The 19,547-nt window shown below is 44.0% G+C and carries 19 protein-coding genes and 2 other annotated features; all 19 genes read left to right on the top strand.

Annotated features, from left to right (window positions below; all coding sequences use genetic code 11):
* Positions 1-5: 5 nt before the first annotated feature.
* Positions 6-695, top strand: a complete 690-nt coding sequence (gene ispD / locus BT147_RS07250) for a 2-C-methyl-D-erythritol 4-phosphate cytidylyltransferase (RefSeq protein ID WP_218159114.1) — start codon at positions 6-8, stop codon at positions 693-695.
* Positions 692-1,168, top strand: coding sequence for a 2-C-methyl-D-erythritol 2,4-cyclodiphosphate synthase (ispF, locus tag BT147_RS07245; RefSeq protein ID WP_072332900.1), 477 nt, complete (start codon positions 692-694; stop codon positions 1,166-1,168). The genes ispD and ispF overlap by 4 nt, the downstream gene beginning before the upstream one ends.
* Positions 1,169-1,219: 51 nt before the next feature.
* Complete coding sequence (gltX, locus tag BT147_RS07240) at positions 1,220-2,680, top strand: glutamate--tRNA ligase (protein ID WP_072332897.1); 1,461 nt, start codon at positions 1,220-1,222, stop codon at positions 2,678-2,680.
* A gap of 29 nt (positions 2,681-2,709) precedes the next feature.
* Positions 2,710-2,951, top strand: a binding site (T-box leader).
* Positions 2,952-3,028: 77 nt separating this feature from the next.
* Positions 3,029-3,757: a serine O-acetyltransferase gene (gene cysE / locus BT147_RS07235; protein WP_353640708.1), complete on the top strand. Its 729-nt coding sequence runs from the start codon at positions 3,029-3,031 to the stop codon at positions 3,755-3,757.
* Positions 3,726-5,123: a cysteine--tRNA ligase gene (gene cysS, locus BT147_RS07230; protein ID WP_072332894.1), complete on the top strand. Its 1,398-nt coding sequence runs from the start codon at positions 3,726-3,728 to the stop codon at positions 5,121-5,123. The genes cysE and cysS overlap by 32 nt, the downstream gene beginning before the upstream one ends.
* Complete coding sequence (locus BT147_RS07225; protein ID WP_353640707.1) at positions 5,108-5,536, top strand: Mini-ribonuclease 3; 429 nt, start codon at positions 5,108-5,110, stop codon at positions 5,534-5,536. The genes cysS and BT147_RS07225 overlap by 16 nt, the downstream gene beginning before the upstream one ends.
* A gap of 16 nt (positions 5,537-5,552) precedes the next feature.
* The gene (gene rlmB, locus BT147_RS07220; protein ID WP_072332891.1) at positions 5,553-6,293 is read left to right on the top strand and encodes a 23S rRNA (guanosine(2251)-2'-O)-methyltransferase RlmB; all 741 of its coding nucleotides are present in this window, start codon (positions 5,553-5,555) and stop codon (positions 6,291-6,293) included.
* Positions 6,286-6,810, top strand: a complete 525-nt coding sequence (locus tag BT147_RS07215; RefSeq protein WP_072332888.1) for an NYN domain-containing protein — start codon at positions 6,286-6,288, stop codon at positions 6,808-6,810. Before rlmB ends, BT147_RS07215 begins: the two co-directional genes overlap by 8 nt.
* Before the next feature lie 83 nt (positions 6,811-6,893).
* The gene (gene sigH, locus BT147_RS07210; RefSeq protein WP_072332884.1) at positions 6,894-7,556 is read left to right on the top strand and encodes an RNA polymerase sporulation sigma factor SigH; all 663 of its coding nucleotides are present in this window, start codon (positions 6,894-6,896) and stop codon (positions 7,554-7,556) included.
* 237 nt (positions 7,557-7,793) lie between these two features.
* Positions 7,794-7,943, top strand: coding sequence for a 50S ribosomal protein L33 (gene rpmG / locus BT147_RS07205; RefSeq protein WP_072332881.1), 150 nt, complete (start codon positions 7,794-7,796; stop codon positions 7,941-7,943).
* Between the two features lie 35 nt (positions 7,944-7,978).
* Positions 7,979-8,206, top strand: coding sequence for a preprotein translocase subunit SecE (gene secE / locus BT147_RS07200; protein WP_177239725.1), 228 nt, complete (start codon positions 7,979-7,981; stop codon positions 8,204-8,206).
* 54 nt (positions 8,207-8,260) lie between these two features.
* Entirely contained in the window at positions 8,261-8,794 is a 534-nt protein-coding gene (nusG, locus tag BT147_RS07195) for a transcription termination/antitermination protein NusG (protein ID WP_072332878.1), read from the top strand.
* A 158-nt stretch (positions 8,795-8,952) separates the two neighbouring features.
* Positions 8,953-9,378 carry a 50S ribosomal protein L11 gene (rplK, locus tag BT147_RS07190; protein WP_072332875.1) on the top strand — a complete coding sequence of 142 codons (426 nt, stop codon included), beginning with the start codon at positions 8,953-8,955 and terminating at the stop codon, positions 9,376-9,378.
* 87 nt (positions 9,379-9,465) lie between these two features.
* Positions 9,466-10,164 carry a 50S ribosomal protein L1 gene (gene rplA / locus BT147_RS07185; protein ID WP_072332873.1) on the top strand — a complete coding sequence of 233 codons (699 nt, stop codon included), beginning with the start codon at positions 9,466-9,468 and terminating at the stop codon, positions 10,162-10,164.
* A gap of 58 nt (positions 10,165-10,222) precedes the next feature.
* Positions 10,223-10,342: a sequence feature (ribosomal protein L10 leader region), on the top strand.
* A 23-nt stretch (positions 10,343-10,365) separates the two neighbouring features.
* Positions 10,366-10,878: a 50S ribosomal protein L10 gene (gene rplJ / locus BT147_RS07180; RefSeq protein WP_072332870.1), complete on the top strand. Its 513-nt coding sequence runs from the start codon at positions 10,366-10,368 to the stop codon at positions 10,876-10,878.
* A gap of 75 nt (positions 10,879-10,953) precedes the next feature.
* A complete protein-coding gene (gene rplL, locus BT147_RS07175; protein ID WP_072332867.1) occupies positions 10,954-11,316 on the top strand; it encodes a 50S ribosomal protein L7/L12 in 363 nt (120 codons plus the stop codon).
* A gap of 70 nt (positions 11,317-11,386) precedes the next feature.
* Positions 11,387-11,986 carry a class I SAM-dependent methyltransferase gene (locus BT147_RS07170; protein WP_072332864.1) on the top strand — a complete coding sequence of 200 codons (600 nt, stop codon included), beginning with the start codon at positions 11,387-11,389 and terminating at the stop codon, positions 11,984-11,986.
* A 267-nt stretch (positions 11,987-12,253) separates the two neighbouring features.
* The gene (gene rpoB, locus BT147_RS07165) at positions 12,254-15,805 is read left to right on the top strand and encodes a DNA-directed RNA polymerase subunit beta (protein ID WP_177239723.1); all 3,552 of its coding nucleotides are present in this window, start codon (positions 12,254-12,256) and stop codon (positions 15,803-15,805) included.
* Positions 15,806-15,879: 74 nt separating this feature from the next.
* A complete protein-coding gene (rpoC, locus tag BT147_RS07160; protein WP_072332859.1) occupies positions 15,880-19,488 on the top strand; it encodes a DNA-directed RNA polymerase subunit beta' in 3,609 nt (1,202 codons plus the stop codon).
* The last annotated feature ends 59 nt before the right edge of the window (positions 19,489-19,547 follow it).

The following is a 19,547-nucleotide window of genomic DNA, read 5'->3' as shown; positions in this document are numbered from 1 at the left end:
GGATCATGAGTGTTGGAGTGGTCATCCCTGCTGCTGGCCAAGGAAAGCGTATGGGTGGCAAGGTTAGTAAACCGTTTTTGTTGCTAGATGGACAGCCTATTTTGGTTCACACGCTTCGGCTTTTTGAGACTCATCCTCAGGTAGATGAGATTATTTTGGTCATGAAAAAAGAAGAGATAAGTGGAACAGAAGAAATGCTTAGCCCCTACGGATTTGCTAAGGTGAAGGCGATTGTTGAAGGTGGAAGAGAGAGACAGGAAAGCGTGTATAAGGGATTGCAATATTGTCAAAGTGATTGGGTTTTTATTCACGATGCTGTGCGTCCGTTTGTCACACATGAAGCCCTAGATCGCCTGATTCGGGAGGTAAAAGCTACAAAGGCAGCGATTTTAGCAGTACCAGTAAAAGATACGATTAAACAGATAAATAGTGATGGTTGGGTAACGAATACTCCAGCGCGAAATGAATTGATCTCGGTGCAGACGCCACAAGGATTTAGTAGGGATTTAATTGTACAAGCTCATCGGAAGGCTCTCGAGTGCCCAAATTGGGCGACGGATGATTCGATGTTGATGGAGCAGTTAGGGTTTCCTGTTAAAGTAGTAGAGGGTGAATATAATAATATTAAGATCACGACTCCTGAAGACCTTGTACTTGCCGAGAAAATATGGGAGATTAGGAGAGTAGAAGTATGATTCGGATTGGACAAGGCTTTGATGTGCATCAGCTAGCAGAAGGGTATCCTCTCATTCTAGGAGGAGTGCAGGTTCCGTATGAAAAGGGCCTAGTTGGTCACTCTGATGCAGATGTGTTATTACATACGATTACAGATGCTATTTTAGGTGCAGTTGCTTTAGGTGATATAGGAAAGCATTTTCCTGATACAGATGCGGCTTATAAGGGTGCGGATAGTGCTGAATTATTAATGCACGTGTGGGAATTGGTGAAGGAAAAGGGGTATCGGCTTGGAAATGTAGATGCTACGATTATTGCACAAAAGCCGAAAATGTCCCCTTATATTCCGCTTATGCAAAAGCGTATTGCGGAGTTGCTTGAGGCGGAGCTGGAGCAGGTGAATGTGAAGGCTACGACGACGGAGCAACTAGGTTTTGCTGGTCGTGGTGAGGGAATTGCTTCAATGGCGGTTGTGCTGTTGGAGAAGAGGTAGTCTATACGGCGAAACAAAACTAATTAACTTACTAAGAGGAGAGATAACCCCATGACAGTTCGCACACGATACGCACCAAGCCCTACTGGCTACTTACATATCGGCGGAGCGCGTACCGCCTTATTCAGCTACTTATTCGCTAAAAAGAATGGCGGACAATTTATCCTACGGATCGAGGATACAGATACAGAACGTAATATAGAGGGCGCAGATCTAGAGCAAATGAACGGCTTGGAGTGGCTAGGCGTCATAGCGGATGAGTCGACGGAAAAAGGCGGACCACATGAGCCGTACCGTTGTATGCAACGCCTCGATCTCTATACAGAGTACGCAGATCGACTCGTAGCGGAAGGGAAAGCCTACTATAGCTATGCGAACCAAGCGGAGCTAGAGCAAGAGCGCGAAGAACAACTAGCTCGTGGTGAGGCGCCGAAGTTTAGTGGCTGGGATCGTCATCTGAGTGATGAGCAAATTGCTGCATATCAAGCAGAGGGACGCGTTCCTAGTATTCGTTTGGCTGTTCCACCAGATCAAACGTTCGCTTTTTCTGATTACGTGCGTGGCGATGTAGAGTTTGATTCCAATGGAATTGGCGATTTTATCATTGTTCGTCCAGATGGTCGTCCTACTTATAATTTTGCTGTTGTGATTGATGATGCGCTTATGAACATCACTCATGTGATTCGCGGGGAAGAACATATTTCGAATACGCCTCGTCAGCTATGTGTCGCTCAGGCGCTTGGATTTGCGGCACCGAAGTTTGCTCATATCCCGTTGATTCTCAATCATGAAGGGAAAAAAATGAGCAAGCGGGATGAGTCGATTGTTCAATTCATTAGCCAATATCGCGATCTTGGTTACCTACCAGAAGCGATTGTGAATTTCTTGGCCCTACTGGGATGGTCTCCTGAAGGAGAAGAGGAGATTTTTACTCTTGAAGAATTAACCGATCTCTTCTCCTTAGAGAGGGTTTCAAAGTCACCAGCAACGTTTGATACAGCCAAGTTGAAGTGGATGAATAACTATTATATTAAGAAATCAAGCCTAGAACGGATCACGGATCTTGCCATACCTTATTTAGAGAAGGCAGGCAAAATTTCATCCCCTCTTACTCTGGAGCAAAGAGAATGGGTAACACGGTTAGTAGGGCTTTACCAGGAGCAGATGGATGAGATTTCTCAAATCGTGGAGCTATCGGATATCTTCTTCCGTCAAGATATCTATTATTCTTCAGAAGCGGAGCAGGTACTGGCTGGAGATTCTGTAGTGACGGTTATTTCAAGCTATGTAGCGGAGGTTCAAGCACAAGGTGATTTAGACGCTACGACGGTCAAATCCATGTTCAAAGCAGTGCAAAAAGAGACTGGTTTTAAAGGGAAGCAGCTCTTTATGCCAGTGCGTGCGGTCATTTCTGGACAGACGCATGGTCCAGACTTGACCGAAACGATCTTACTCCTAGGGAAAGACATTGTTGTAAAACGTTTACAAAGCTTCGTTGACAAACGTTCCTAGAATCGGAGAGAATAGAGTTAAATTCATACGGCTTTGCGATGATTGGGAAAAGTATAGATGATCGTTGTTTTCAGAGAGAGGTCAAACGGTGAGACGACCTTAGCGATATCATCTGGAAGTGCCCCCAAGAGCTAGTTTCCCCAATGGATGGTGATGATTTGCCTATCTTAGTAGGGAGATTCGGTACCCTGCCGTTATCAGGATTTAAGGGGAATCCACTTTTGGTAGGTGGGTTCAAACAGAGTGGAACCGCGGGCAAACCGTCTCTGTAGCAGATGTGCTATGGAGACGGTTATTTGTTTTATTCGGCAGATGAGAGGAGAAGGTTGTATGTCATGGTTGAGTAAAATGGGGATGCTTCGGAGAACGATACAAGCGGATATCCAAGCCGTCTTTGATCGAGATCCAGCGGCAAGAAATACGATTGAAGTCGTTTTTACGTATGCAGGGCTACATGCGATTTGGGCTCATCGAGTAGCACATTGGTTTTATAAAAAGGGCTGGTACCTTGTCGCCCGCTTGATTTCACAGAGTAATCGGTTTCACACAGGTATTGAAATCCATCCAGGTGCCAAAATAGGGATTGGTTGTTTTATTGACCACGGGATGGGTGTGGTAATAGGGGAAACGTGCGAGATCGGGAACTATGTAACCATTTATCAAGGAGTTACATTAGGGGGCACTGGGAAAGAAAAAGGAAAACGTCATCCTACGATTGACGATCATGTACTGATTGCATCAGGCGCGAAAGTATTAGGATCGATCCGAGTTGGGCGTTGCGCTCGAATTGGAGCAGGTTCTGTTGTGTTAAGAGAAGTACCTGCTAACTCAACTGTTGTAGGTGTTCCTGGACGGATCGTGGTTCAGGATGGAGTTCGTGTCCAAACCGATCTCGATCAAGTAAATCTTCCAGACCCTGTAGCAGAGATGTTTCGCGGATTACAGGGAGAGATCGGGCTGCTAAAACAAGAGATAGAGCGCTTAAAACAAGAACAAAATGGACAAATGAAGCTGATACCAGAAGGGCAACAAGGAGGTAGCAACCATGACAATCAAGCTGTTCAATACACTGACTAGACAAAAAGAAACTCTCACCACAATAGAGAAAAATAAGATCAATATGTATGTTTGTGGCCCAACTGTATATAGTTATATTCATATCGGGAATGCTCGTTGTTTTGTATTTTTTGATGTGGCGAGACGTTTTTTGGAGCACCAGGGGTATGAGGTAAACTACGTACAAAACTTTACAGACGTGGATGATCGCCTGATCAATGCATCCATTGAGACAGGACTTTCGGTTCCAGAGATTGCGGAGCGATACATCGAAGCGTACTTTGATGACATGGATGCTCTGGGAGTAAAAAGAGCAACCACTCATCCGAGGGCGACTGAAAACATCCAAGAGATGCTCGAATTTATTCAGGATTTGATTAAAAAGGGATACGCCTATGAAAAAAACGGAGATGTCTACTTTCGTTCCCTAAAAAAAGAAGGATACGGATGCCTGTCACATCATTCACTAGAAGATTTAAAATCGGGTGCTCGTGTAGAAGTAAATGAGTTGAAGGAGAGTCCGCTCGATTTTGCACTATGGAAAGCTGCTAAGCCAGGTGAGATTAGCTGGGATACTCCGTGGGGACTGGGACGTCCAGGTTGGCATATCGAATGTTCAGCTATGGCGCGCAGATATCTTGGGGATACTTTGGATATACATGCTGGGGGGATCGATCTCTGCTTCCCACACCATGAAAATGAAATTGCCCAGAGTGAGGCGATGACGGGTGAGACGTTTGTTCGTTATTGGTTGCATAATGAATTTATCAATATGAACAATGTGAAGATGTCCAAATCGGTTGGGAATGTCATGAGTGTAGTGGAATTACGCAAGTATTTCGAGCCACTTGCCTTGCGCTATTTCTTGTTATCCACTCATTATCGAAACCCGATGAACTTTACGGAAGATACACTCAGACAAGCGGATGAGAGTGTAAAGCGTATCCAGACAGCCTATGAAAATCTACAGCATCGAATCCAAGCTACACAGCCTGGAGATGTGGATAGAAGCATTGTGTCACAATTGGAAGATCTAAGCAGTCAATTTATTACAGAGATGAGTGATGATTTTAACTCTGCTAATGCGATTACGGTCGTGTTTGATTGTGTTAGACTTGCAAATGATTTAGTATCTCGGGAAGTAATTACACAAGAAACGGGTAAACTGGTAATCGACTGGTTTGAAACGTTCGCAGGAAATATTTTAGGTCTGATTCATCGGAATGAGATGTCTTTAGAAGATGAAATCGAGGCGCTTATTGAAGGGCGACAACAAGCTAGAAAGGATCGCGACTTTGCCTTAGCAGATGCGATTCGAAATCAATTATTGGAGCAGGGGATTGTGTTAGAAGATACTCCCCAAGGTGTGCGATGGAAGAGAAAATAAATCCGTATTTACTAGGGATGGGGGAAGCCGACTTGCCTAGGCCCCCCTCTCAAATCCACCCCCTATTACAAGCATATATAGGGGATTCCGTGTATGAAGTATATGTACGTTACCACCTTCTTGCTATTGGGGTGGTCAAGCCTCATGAACTACAACAAAGAGCGACCCAATATGTATCAGCGGTGGCACAAGCCAAAGCAAGTCGTATCATTGAAGGTGATTTGACAGAGGAAGAAGCGGATGTGCTCCGCCGGGGACGTAATGCCAAATCAGGTAGTGTGGCGAAAAGCGCTTCAGTATCCCAGTATCGCTATAGTACAGGTTTGGAGTCACTGATTGGATATCTGTATCTATCAGGCAAACAAGAGAGACTCGAACAATTAATGAAACAAATTATAGTAGCGTGTGAATGATAGGAGGAGATTAGATATGGGGACAGATTGGATTATCGGAAGGCAGGCTTTATCAGAGACACTTAGTTCGGGACGACATATCGAGAAGGTGTTCGTAGCGGAAGGGGTTCAGAAGAAGACCATTGCTGACATGATCAAACAGTTAGAAGATCAAAAGATTTCGTACCAATGGGTGCCTCGTTCGAAGCTAGATCAACTAGCGGATGGTGGAAACCATCAAGGAATCGCGGCTCAGATCGCGGCTTATGAATATAGCACAGTGGATCGGATCTTAAAGCGCGCTCAGAAGAAAGGCGAGAAGCCGTTTTTACTCTTGCTGGATGGGATTGAAGACCCACATAATTTAGGATCGATCCTTCGTTCGGCCGATGCTGCAGGCGTTCACGGTGTTGTGATTCCAAAACGGCGTGCCGTCGGCTTGACTTCTGTAGTAGCCAAAACCTCTGCGGGGGCTATTGAGTATGTACCAGTGGCACAAGTTACCAATTTGAACCGAGTTGCAGATGAGCTAAAAAAGGAAGGCATTTGGTTGGTAGGAACAGATGGATCTGCGAAACAATCCTACAATCAGGTAAATTTTGACATGCCAGTTGCTCTGGTTATTGGCAATGAAGGTCAAGGAATTAGCCAATTAATGAAAAAAAAATGCGACTTCTTAGTGCGACTTCCGATGAAGGGGCGTGTTGCTTCTCTCAACGCATCTGTGGCTGCGGGGATTTGTATGTACCAAGTGGCACTCGGACGGGATAATGGCTAGCACGCGTGAAGAATGGCTGGTGGTCGATGGTTATAATGTGATCGGCCTCCAGGCAAACATTCATCGGAAGGAACGACGTTTAGAAGAACAACGAAACCAGTTGATTAGTCAACTATCTGAGTATCAGGCAATGACAGGTCGTAAAGTGTATGTAGTATTTGATGCTCACCAGACTCACGGGGCGCGTGTACAAAAAACACAAGAAAAGGTGGAAGTGGTCTTTACATGTAAAGATGAGACGGCGGATGAATACATCGAGCAATTTGTGCGAAAAAGTAAAAATCCACATCGTAGAATTTATGTAGCTACTTCTGATTATCTAGAACAACGAATGGTGTTTGGTCAAGGTGCGTATCGGGTTTCCTCACGAGAACTGTTGGAGCAGATTCGAAGTGCAAGGGTTCAATTAGGAGAGGATTTACGGACTCAAGAGTCAACAAGTCCTAAAAATAAGCTAGGGGATTATCTACCGACTCATTTGCAGAAAGAATTTGAAAAGTTAAGAAGGAAAAAATAGGTGGAAAATTGACGATTTTGTTTCATTTCAGATATAATAGCCTTACATGCGGTTTACATGCTACTTTTGCCGGGGGGATCGCAGTGAGTGTAGACCTACAAACAAGTAATGCTATTCAGTATGAGAAGGTCGTCGAGTACAAAACATTACCAGATGAAGAGCTGGTTGAGGAAGTTCGGATTGGATGCCAAGAAGCCCTCGAATACTTAATTCATAAGTATAAGAACTTTGTTAGAGCGAAAGCCCGCTCCTATTTTTTAATTGGGGCAGACCATGAAGATATTGTGCAAGAAGGCATGATTGGCTTGTATAAAGCAATACGTGATTTTCGTGGGGACAAGCTGGCCTCGTTTAAAGCTTTTGCTGAGCTTTGCATAACCAGACAAATCATCACCGCCATCAAAACAGCAACTCGTCAAAAGCATATTCCGCTTAATTCTTATGTCTCATTGGACAAGCCTAGCCACGATGATTCGGATCGCACACTATATGATACGCTCACCGGTGGCAGGCTAAATCCAGAAGAGATCTATATTAATCAAGAAGAATATAGCGATATCGAGGATCAAATTTCCCAAATTTTAAGTGACCTCGAGCGAAAAGTGTTGATGTTATACTTAGATGGGCGAAGCTACCAAGAAATCGCTGTGGACCTAAACCGTCATGTAAAGTCCATCGATAACGCACTACAACGTGTGAAGAGAAAACTAGAACGCTACTTAGAAGTAAGAGAAATCTCTCTATAAACAGTGAAAATAACGAATGAAATAAAAAACAGGGGACCAGCCTGTTTTTTATTTCATTCGACAAAAAAGGACAAATTCCTTTTTTTGTTTCTACCGAGAAAAATAAGCCCATAATGGGTATGAAGTAGGCTTTCATTGACAGAGGATGCGAGGTTATGATAAATTAACTTGGGTGTTTTCTAATCATATACCATCATGATTTGATCGGACTGATATTTGTAGGGGAGGTGTTTTTCAATGCGCGTAAACATTACAATGGCTTGCGTAACTTGCAAAATGCGCAATTATGCGTTGACCAAAAACAAGCGTAAGCATCCAGATCGTATGGAGTTGAAGAAGTATTGCCCTCGTTGCAACACTCATACTGTTCATCGTGAAACCAAGTAATAACTTCTTCCTTAATGAAAGATGGGGGTGACAATATGACTTTTCTTGCCAATATCGGACGTGGTATCAAGAAAAGCGTGGGCGGTACTGTGGGTTTCTTTAGCGGTAGCGTTCAAGAGCTCAAACGTGTTCGTTGGCCATCCCGTAAGGAAATGGTTAACTACACACTAGTCGTTGTATCTACTGTTGCTGTTCTAACCATCTTTTTGTTCCTAATTGATTTAGGGATTAACGAGGTATTGAATTTGATTCCAAAAAAATAGATTGATTTGAATCGATTGTCGTAAGGGGGGACAGGGTAAGCTACCCTGGATTACATGGAAAAGAATTGGTATGTCGTTCACACGTATTCCGGCTACGAAAACAAGGTAAAGACAAACCTAGAGAAGCGCATCGAATCAATGGAGATGCAAGATAAGATTTTTCGCGTACTCGTTCCCATGGAAGAAGAGACGGAACTGAAAGATGGTAAGAAGAAGACTGTCATGCGAAAAGTGTTTCCTGGGTATGTCCTAGTCGAAATGGTCATGACAGACGACTCTTGGTATGTAGTAAGGAATACACCAGGTGTAACCGGCTTTGTTGGTTCTTCTGGTGCTGGTTCGAAACCAACACCCCTTTTACCAGACGAGGTTCAGGTCATTCTTGCTTCGATGGGCGTAGAAGAAGCTCAGATCATCGTGGATTACGAGGTAGGAGAATCGGTACGTGTGAAAGAGGGTCCGTTTGCAGGCACGATTGGACTAATCGAAGAAGTCGATGCCAAAAATGGTAAGTTGAAGTTGCTAGTCAACATGTTCGGTAGAGAAACACCAGTAGAACTAGAATATTTCCAAGTGGAAAAAATTTAACATCAGGAAAAACTTTTGTTTCTCCTGAAAGTATGATAGATTGTTATAGTTATTACCCAGCCGCTTAAGGCGGAACAGAAGCGTTTATTCGCTTGCTGTGACCGTGGGAGGGGAATTCCCCGCAAAATACCACATTGTGTTGAAGGAGGTAGTTAGCGATGGCCAAGAAAGTCTTTAGAGTGGTCAAGCTACAAATCCCTGCTGGTAAAGCTAACCCAGCGCCACCTGTTGGACCAGCTCTCGGAGCAGCTGGTGTTAACATCATGGGATTCTGTAAAGAATTTAATGCTCGTACTGCGGATCAAGCAGGTATGATCATTCCTGTGGAGATTACTGTATTTGAAGATCGTTCATTCACCTTCATTACGAAAACTCCACCAGCTGCAATTCTCTTGAAAAAAGCTGCTGGAATCGAATCTGGTTCTGGAGAGCCTAACAAGAAAAAAGTAGCAACGGTTAAGCGCGATAAAGTTCGCGAAATTGCTGAAACAAAAATGCCGGACCTAAACGCAGCTGATGTTGAAGGCGCTATGCGTATGGTAGAAGGCACTGCCCGTAGCATGGGGATCGTCATCGAAGACTAATAACGTCTTCGTTGCCTAGGCTCTCTGCCACGATTGTCTAGGTAAGTGGGAGGATCATCCGTTACAACCACGAAGGGAGGAATTGAAGTGGCTAAACATGGTAAAAAGTACTTGGAAGCTACCAAGAAAGTAGATCGTTTCAAACAATACGATATAGCCGAAGCGCTTACTCTCGTAAAAGAACTTTCTACAGCTAAATTTGATGAAACGGTTGAAGCTGCATTCCGCTTAGGTATTGATACCAAAAAAGCAGATCAACAAGTGAGAGGTGCTGTTGTACTGCCACACGGTACCGGTAAAACTCAACGCGTTCTTGTTTTTGCTAAAGGCGAGAAAGCAAAAGAAGCTGAACTTGCTGGAGCGGATTACGTAGGCGATGAGGACCTCATCAACAAAATCCAACAAGGTTGGTTCGAATTTGATGTTGTTGTAGCAACTCCTGATATGATGGGTCAAGTAGGTCGCTTGGGCCGTGTACTCGGACCAAAAGGTCTTATGCCAAACCCAAAAACAGGCACAGTAACATTTGAAGTCGAAAAAGCAATCAATGAGATCAAAGCAGGTAAAATCGAGTACCGCGGGGATAAAGCAGGTATTATTCATGCTCCTATCGGAAAAGTGTCCTTCACAGAAGCACAACTCGCTGAAAACTTGCAAGCTCTTGCTGATGCTCTTACAAAGGCGAAACCAGCGGCTGCAAAAGGCACTTACATGAAGAGTGTAACAGTTTCTTCGACCATGGGTCCTGGAGTATCTGTTAACGCACTTCGCTTTTCTAGTCGTTAATAATAGATTTGGCTTTTATTTGACAAAGGCTTACAGTTTCTAGTAAACTGATGAAGCTGATTGAAATCGAATAGAACCGTAGACAGTAGGAGTGCGGGAAGCACTTAATTTTCCTACCGAGGTGTTTTTATAAAACCCTTGGCCTTCGACTGTCTACGAAGGCTTTTCTTTTTCCTACAACTCTTTAAGGAGGTGTCCCCTATGTCCAAAGCAGTTGAACAGAAAAAACTTGTGGTAGCTGACATCGTTGCTAAGCTAGAGCGTAGTAAAACGACTGTAGTCGCTGACTACCGCGGTTTAACTGTAAAACAAACAAACGAACTTCGCAGGGAATTGCGTGAGGCTGGTGTAGAACTTCAAGTTCTTAAAAACACGATGACTCGTCGTGCTTCTGAGCAAGTTGGTTTGAGTGAACTTGGCGAATACTTGACTGGTCCAAGCGCGGTTGCGTTTAGCTATGATGATGTTGTAGCACCGGCTCGTGTTCTCCATAAGTTTGCAAAAGATAACAAAGCGTTGGAGATTAAAGGTGGCGTAGTAGAGGGGAAAGTAGTTGGTTTAGAAGATATCCAAGCTCTTGCTGAACTTCCATCTCGCGAAGGTCTTCTTTCCATGCTTCTCTCTGTTATGCAAGCTCCAGTCCGTAACTTTGCGCTTGCTGTTAAAGCAGTTGCAGATAAAGACGGAGAAGCTCCAGAAACTACTGAGGCGTAAGGTACTTTCCTTTCACTCAATGCGATTGACGTATGATGAAACTTTATTGATACATTTACTGGGAGGTATAACTCAATGTCTAAAGAACAAATCATTGAAGCGATTAAAACTATGAGCGTTCTAGAATTGAACGATCTTGTAAAAGCAATTGAAGAAGAATTTGGTGTAACAGCAGCGGCACCTATGGTAATGGGTGGCGGAGCAGTAGCAGCGGAAGCAGCAGTAAAAACTGAGTTCGATGTAATCTTAACCAATGCTGGTAGCAGCAAAATCAACGTAATTAAAGCAGTTCGTGAAATCACAGGCCTTGGCTTGAAAGAAGCGAAAGCACTTGTTGATGGAACACCTGCTCCAGTTAAAGAAGGCATTAGCGAAGATGATGCAAATGCTATCAAAGCAAAACTTGAAGAAGCTGGTGCTAACGTAGAAGTTAAGTAATTAACTTTTCGTTCCGGTTTGACCCGTCGTCATCGGTCGGCGGGTCATTTCTATATAGGAGGCTGTCTAGATGAGTGATCATTACTACTCGAAGAATCCTATCTCTAAAAAAGAGGAACGCGATTTTGAAGTGATGGTTCGAGGAGAAAAGTTATCCTTTCAGACAGATGCAGGTGTGTTTTCGAAGAAAGGACTAGACTTTGGCAGTCGATTTTTGATTGAATCGGTAGACTTAAAAGGGGCTTGTCATATACTTGATCTAGGTTGTGGTTATGGACCTATCGGTTTATCGATTGCAAAAATGAATCCTAATATCCACGTTACGATGGTTGATATAAATGAACGTGCTGTTGAGCTCGCGAAGAAAAATGCTGTGTATAATCGACTCTCCGAGCGAGTGAATATTTTCGTTAGTGATCGATTCGAAAAAGTAGCTGGCATGAAGTTTGACTGTATCTTATTGAATCCACCGATTCGAACAGGGAAGACAGTGATCTACCAGATGTTTGCTGAGGCGAAAAGACATCTACATGACTCCGGTTCGTTTTGGATTGTGATTCGTAAGCAACAAGGTGCAGAGTCAGCATGTACAGAATTACATGATCTATTTTCGTCTGTGGAAGTAGTGGAACGAAAAAAGGGGTACTGGGTAATCCGAGCTGGTTTCTGAGAAAATTTGTAAATATCGTTGACAAAAGAAATCGGCCTGTGCTAGTGTTATAAAATGCAGAAAGTCTAGTTTAGATGATATTTCCTGCATTTTTTTGTGCCATTACAGGAAAACTAGTGAGATTTGTTTAAATATGGAAATCACTGGTTAAGATAGGAAAATAGACTACTTTATAGTTAAAAATGTGGTAATTCGACCCATTTTTCTTTTTTCGCTTTTATCCTTAGTACGCAATAGATTGCGTCAGGATCCGAGGGGGGAATTTGTTTGGCTGGTAAACTTGTCCAGTACGGTCGGCGGCAAAGAAGAAGTTATGCCCGCATTGAAGAGGTATTAGAATTACCCAATCTTATTGAAATTCAACAAAAATCCTACGAGTGGTTTTTAGAGGAAGGCCTTCGTGAGATGTTTCATGACATTTCACCGATTGAGGACTTTACGAAAAACCTCGTATTGGAGTTTGTTGACTACAGTTTGGGAGAACCCAAGTACAACGTAGAACAAGCGAAAGATAATCAGGTAACCTATTCAGCTCCACTCCGTGTAAAAGTTCGTCTGATCAATAAAGAAACAGGCGAAGTGAAGGAGCAGGAAGTTTTCATGGGTGATTTCCCACTCATGACTGAAACGGGGACGTTTATCTACAACGGAGCGGAACGTGTCATTGTCAGCCAGTTGGTTCGTTCACCTAGTGTGTATTATAACACGAAAGTCGACAAAAACGGTAAGCCAACTTACACAGCTACAGTGATTCCGAATCGCGGTGCATGGCTGGAGTTGGAAACCGACGCGAAGGATATTATTTATGTGCGAATCGATCGCACAAGAAAAATTCCTGTGACGGTTCTTTTGCGTGCATTAGGCTTTAGTTCTGATGCTGAGATCATTGATCTACTAGGTGATGACGAGTATGTACGCAACACATTAGATAAAGACAACACAGGCAACACTGAAAAAGCGTTAATTGAAATCTATGAGCGTCTTCGTCCAGGGGAACCACCAACGGCTGATAATGCTCGTAGCCTTCTATTCTCTCGTTTCTTCGATCCAAAGCGATATGATTTAGCAAGCGTAGGTCGTTACAAGATGAATAAGAAGTTACACATTAAAAATCGTTTATTAAATAAAAAGCTAGCAGAAGCAATCGTCGATCCTGAAACAGGTGAGATCTTAGCAGAAGCAGGCACAGTGCTCGAGCGTAGGGTGCTTGATAAACTATTACCAGCTTTGACAGGTGAGAGTCCATACGGCCTAACAGAAACGACTGTACGTGGTGGGGTACCTGATGAAGGTCCAATCCACTTACAATCGATTCATATTTTCTCTCCGATAGATGAAGAGAAAGTGATTAAAGTGATTTCTAATGCAGAAATTGATATGTCTGTGAAAAATATCACACCTGCTGATATCATCTCCTCGATTAACTACTTTGTTAACCTCTTACATCGTGTAGGAGATACCGATGATATTGATCACTTGGGGAATCGTCGTCTACGCTCTGTTGGAGAGCTGTTGCAGAATCAGTTCCGCATCGGTCTATCTCGTATGGAGCGTGTGGTTCGTGAGCGGATGTCCATTCAAGATGCAAATGCGATAACACCGCAAGCATTGATTAATATCCGTCCGGTTATCGCTTCAATCAAAGAATTCTTTGGTTCTAGCCAGTTGTCTCAATTTATGGACCAAACCAATCCATTGGCTGAATTAACTCATAAACGTCGTCTATCAGCACTTGGACCTGGTGGTTTGACTCGTGAGCGTGCGGGTTTCGAAGTTCGAGACGTCCACCATTCTCACTATGGTCGTATGTGTCCGATTGAAACTCCGGAGGGTCCAAACATTGGTTTGATCAACTCCTTATCTAGCTTTGCTCGTATTAACAATTATGGCTTTATCGAAACGCCATATCGCCGTGTAAATCCAGATACGAACCAAGTAACGGAAGAAATTCATTATCTGACTGCAGATGAAGAGGATAACTACTATGTAGCTCAGGCCAATGCGGAGATTGATGAAGAAGGTAACTTCCTCACTAACGGGGTTATCACTCGTTATCGTGATGAGTTATTAACGGTTACGAGAGATCGAATCGATTACATGGACGTATCCCCTAAACAAGTTGTTTCGGTAGCGACAGCGTGTATTCCATTCTTGGAAAACGATGACTCCAACCGTGCTTTGATGGGTTCTAACATGCAGCGCCAAGCGGTACCATTATTGGTTCCTGAATCTCCATTTATCGGTACAGGTATGGAGCATAAAGCAGCGGCAGACTCTGGTGTTATGATCCTAGCGAAGAATCCGGGTACAGTTGAGCGTGTTACTGCTAATGAGATTTGGATTCGTAAAGAACAAGTTTTAGATGGTCGTCTCGTAAAAGGTGACTTGGATAAATATAAATTGACCAAGTTTTCTCGTTCCAACCAAGGTACTTGTATTAATCAACGCCCTGTGGTCAGCAGAGGTGAGAAAGTACTAAAAGGTGCTGTTCTCGCTGACGGTCCATCTACCGAGCAAGGGGAAATGGCTCTTGGTCGAAATGTCGTCGTAGCCTTTATGACTTGGGAAGGTTACAACTACGAGGATGCGATTCTCTTAAGTGAGAAGCTAGTGAAAGAGGATGTCTATACTTCGATCCATATTGAAAAATATGAATCAGAAGCGCGGGACACCAAGTTAGGTCCAGAGGAGATCACGCGTGATATTCCGAACGTGGGTGAAGATGCTCTGCGGAATCTGGACGAGCGTGGAATTGTTCGTGTCGGTGCTGAGATTAAGGTTGGAGATATCTTAGTAGGGAAAGTAACTCCGAAAGGGGTAACAGAACTTACTGCTGAAGAGCGTCTTTTGCATGCAATCTTTGGTGAGAAAGCACGTGAAGTTCGCGATACATCGCTCCGCGTTCCACACGGTCAAGATGGAATTATCGTGGATGTGAAAGTGTTTACTCGTGAAAACGGCGATGAATTACCACCAGGAGTAAATCAACTTGTACGTGTTTACATCGCGCAGAAGCGTAAGATATCTGAAGGGGATAAGATGGCGGGACGTCATGGTAATAAAGGGGTTATCTCACGGATTATGCCGGAAGAAGACATGCCATTCTTGCCAGACGGTACACCTGTACAAATCGTCTTAAATCCTCTGGGTGTTCCTTCGCGGATGAATATCGGACAAGTGTTAGAAGTCCATCTCGGTATGGCGGCGAAGTCACTAGGTCTTCATATGGCTACTCCAGTATTTGACGGAGCTCGTGAAAATGAGGTATTTGATGCCTTAGAAGAGTCTGGCGGAGACCGTGATGGAAAAACGATGTTGTATGATGGACGAACAGGTGAAGCTTTTGAAAACCGTGTCACAGTTGGGGTCATGTATATGATTAAACTTGCACACATGGTTGATGATAAGATCCATGCTCGTTCTACAGGTCCATACTCTCTTGTTACTCAACAACCATTGGGTGGTAAAGCTCAATTTGGTGGTCAGCGTTTCGGGGAGATGGAGGTTTGGGCGCTTGAAGCATACGGTGCGGCGTACACACTACAAGAAATCTTGACTGTTAAGTCGGACGATGTTGTGGGTCGTGTGAAGACGTACGAAGCGATTGTCAAGGGTGAAAATGTACCAGAACCTGGTGTTCCTGAATCATTCAAAGTATTGATCAAAGAACTTCAATCTCTCGGTATGGATGTAAAAATCCTTGCTGAGAACGAAGAAGAAATCGAAATGCGTGAGTTGGACGAAGATGATGAGCCTGGTAATGAAAGGCTTCACTTTGATCTAGAAAGTAATGATGAAGGACCTCGGTCCGTTTCGTAGTCCTAGGTGTGGAGAGGTGAGCCGGCAAGCGTCACTTCTCCTACTAGGAGGAACCCAGAGGGAGGAATGCCCACATGCTCGATGTGAATAACTTTGAGTATATGAAGATCGGTCTGGCCTCGCCAGAAAAAATCCGCTCTTGGTCTCGTGGTGAGGTTAAGAAGCCAGAAACAATTAACTACCGTACATTAAAGCCAGAAAAAGAGGGGCTTTTCTGTGAGAAAATCTTTGGTCCTACGAAGGACTGGGAGTGTCACTGTGGGAAGTATAAACGCGTTCGTTATAAGGGTGTTGTCTGTGACCGTTGTGGTGTAGAAGTAACCAGACAAAAGGTCCGTCGCGAACGTATGGGGCACATTGAGCTAGCTGCGCCTGTTTCTCATATCTGGTATTTCAAAGGAATTCCTAGCCGCATGGGTTTGGTCCTCGATATGTCTCCACGTTCGTTGGAGGAAGTAATCTACTTTGCATCCTATGTGGTTGTCGATCCAGGTCAAACCCCACTTGAAAAGAAGCAACTTTTATCTGAGAAAGAATTCCGTAGTTATCGTGAGAAATATGGTAATTCTTTTGTGGCAAAGATGGGAGCAGAAGCGATTCGTCGTCTGCTTGCTGATATCGATCTCATGAAAGAAGTGGATAGTCTAAAAGAAGAGTTGACGACAGCTCAAGGGCAGCGCCGGAATCGTGCTGTAAAACGTTTGGAAGTACTAGAGGCATTCCGTAGTTCTGGTAACAGACCAGACTGGATGGTTCTCGATGTATTGCCGGTTATTCCACCAGAACTGCGCCCAATGGTGCAATTAGATGGAGGGCGTTTTGCAACATCTGATTTGAATGATCTCTATCGTCGTGTAATCAACCGTAATAACCGTCTGAAACGTTTACTGGATCTAGGGGCTCCTGATATCATCGTCCAAAATGAAAAACGGATGCTTCAAGAAGCAGTCGACGCACTGATTGATAATGGTCGTCGTGGTCGTCCTGTAACAGGTCCTGGTAATCGTCCATTGAAATCCCTTTCTCATATGTTAAAAGGGAAGCAAGGTCGTTTCCGTCAGAACTTGCTTGGGAAACGTGTAGACTACTCGGGTCGTTCGGTAATCGTTGTAGGGCCGAACCTTAAGATGTACCAATGTGGTCTTCCAAAAGAGATGGCACTGGAGCTCTTTAAACCATTCGTAATGAAAGAGTTAGTCTCAAAAGGCCTAGCTCACAACATTAAGAGTGCGAAAAGAAAAGTAGAACGAGTTCATCCAGAGGTATGGGACGTTTTAGAAGAGGTTATTCGTGAACACCCTGTTCTCTTGAACCGTGCGCCTACGCTTCACCGTCTTGGAATTCAAGCATTTGAACCGATCTTAGTAGAAGGTCGTGCGATTCGTCTACATCCACTCGTATGTACTGCGTATAACGCGGACTTCGACGGTGACCAAATGGCGGTTCACGTACCATTATCTGCAGAAGCTCAGGCAGAAGCTCGCTTACTGATGCTGGCGGCACAAAATATCTTGAATCCAAAGGACGGCAAACCTGTCGTAACACCTTCTCAGGATATGGTACTCGGTTGCTATTACCTTACCATGCAAAAAGAAGGCGAAATGGGCGAAGGCTCTGTTTTCCAATCGATTGCAGAAGCAATTAATGCTTATCAACATGGGTATGTCACGTTGCATAGCCGTATTGCGATCCCAGCGAAAACACTGAAGAAAACCTCTTTCACAGAGGCTCAAGAAGGTGCATTGCTGGTAACAACTCCTGGTAAGTTGATCTTCAACGAAGTATTCCCAGAAGAATTTCCGTACATCAATGAACCTGGTAAAAAGAACTTTGTTCAAACAAGTGATGGGCACTTTATATTTGAAAAAGGTACGAATGTTCGCGAGTTTATTCAATCACTACCGGATCCAGGTGCATTACGGAAAAAGGATATGGGTGCGATTATTGCAGAATGTTTCCGTCGTTTTGGGACGATGATGACTTCTGTCATTCTAGATAAAGTAAAACAACTTGGTTACACATATTCCACACGTGCAGGTATCACGATGGCTGTATCGGATGTAAACGTTCCTGCTGCAAAATACGATATTTTGAAAGAAGCGGATCAACAAGTAGATGCAGTTGTGAAGCAATACCGTCGTGGATTGATTACCGATGATGAGCGTTATGAACGTGTTATCTCCATCTGGAGCAAGACAAAAGATCGTGTAACCGAAGTCTTGATGAAGAATATGGGTAAATATAACCCAATCTTCATGATGGCTAACTCTGGTGCGCGGGGTAACGTTTCACAGATTACTCAGCTTGCAGGTATGCGAGGACTCATGGCGAACCCAGCCGGTAAAATTATTGAGCGTCCGATTCGCACAAACTTCCGTGAAGGTTTGACTGTATTAGAGTACTTTATCTCTACTCACGGAGCGCGAAAAGGCTTGGCGGATACCGCCCTTCGTACAGCTGACTCTGGTTACCTCACACGACGCCTTGTCGACGTAGCTCAGGATGTCATTGTTCGTGAAAATGATTGTGGAACAGACCGCGGTCAACGAGTATCTCGCATTCATGATGGCAATGAGATCATTGAGGAGTTATTTGATCGTATTGTGGGTCGTACAGCTTTTGAGACAGTGAAACACCCAACTGATGGACGTGTGATTGTGGATCGTAACGAATTGATTACAGAAGAACACGCAGAAGAGATCGTAGAGGCGGGTATTGAAAAAGTAGTCATTCGTTCTGTTCTAAGTTGCCGTACCAAGCATGGAGTTTGTAAGAAATGTTATGGACGTAACTTGGCCCTCGGTACACAGGTGGAGATCGGTGAAGCGGTCGGGATTATCGCGGCTCAATCGATTGGTGAGCCTGGTACTCAGTTGACCATGCGTACCTTCCATACTGGTGGGGTAGCGGGTGACGATATTACGCAAGGTTTGCCTCGTATCCAAGAGCTATTTGAAGCTCGTAATCCAAAAGGTCAAGCTGTTATCAGTGAGATCACAGGTAAGGTAACGGATATCCGAGAGGTAAAAGATCGTCGTGAAGTAGAAGTGGAAAATGATGTGGAGAGTAAAGCACATGTGATTCCATATGGCTCTAGACTTCGTGTAGTTGTTGGCGATGAAGTGAAATTTGGCGATGAGCTTACTGAAGGCTCGATTGATCCAAAGGAATTGCTTCGAGTCAAAGGGGTACATGGTGTTCAAAGCTATATCTTGCAAGAGGTACAAAAAGTATACCGCTTACAAGGGGTAGAAATTAACGACAAGCACGTTGAGGTTATGATTCGTCAGATGATGAGAAAAGTACGGATTACGGATGCAGGTCAAACCGTTCTTCTGCCAGGTTCCGTGGTAGATATACATGAATTTGAAGCGGCAAACCGTGATGTACTCTTACGTGGTGAAGAGCCTGCTGTTGCTCGTCCGCTCTTGCTAGGTATTACTAAAGCTTCACTTGAAACAGAATCCTTCTTGTCGGCTGCTTCCTTCCAAGAGACGACTCGTGTTCTAACCGATGCGGCAATCAAAGGAAAAGTGGACCGCTTGCTAGGTCTGAAAGAGAACGTTATTATCGGTAAGCTAGTTCCTGCTGGTACGGGTATGTCTCGCTACCGCAATCTACAGGTGAAGATGGCGAATGAAGTAAACGATCTTCAAGCATCTGATTCCGTGCTTATCGATTAGAGTAGTTCAAAATACAATCTTGTTGACATTGTGAATACCGGGTGGTAAGATACACTCGT

This window comes from Thermoactinomyces sp. DSM 45891, assembly GCF_900119485.1.
Lineage (GTDB): Bacteria > Bacillota > Bacilli > Thermoactinomycetales > Thermoactinomycetaceae > Baia.
The sequence above is the reverse complement of the archived record's forward strand: the minus strand, read 5'-3'. Positions and strand labels throughout refer to the sequence as shown.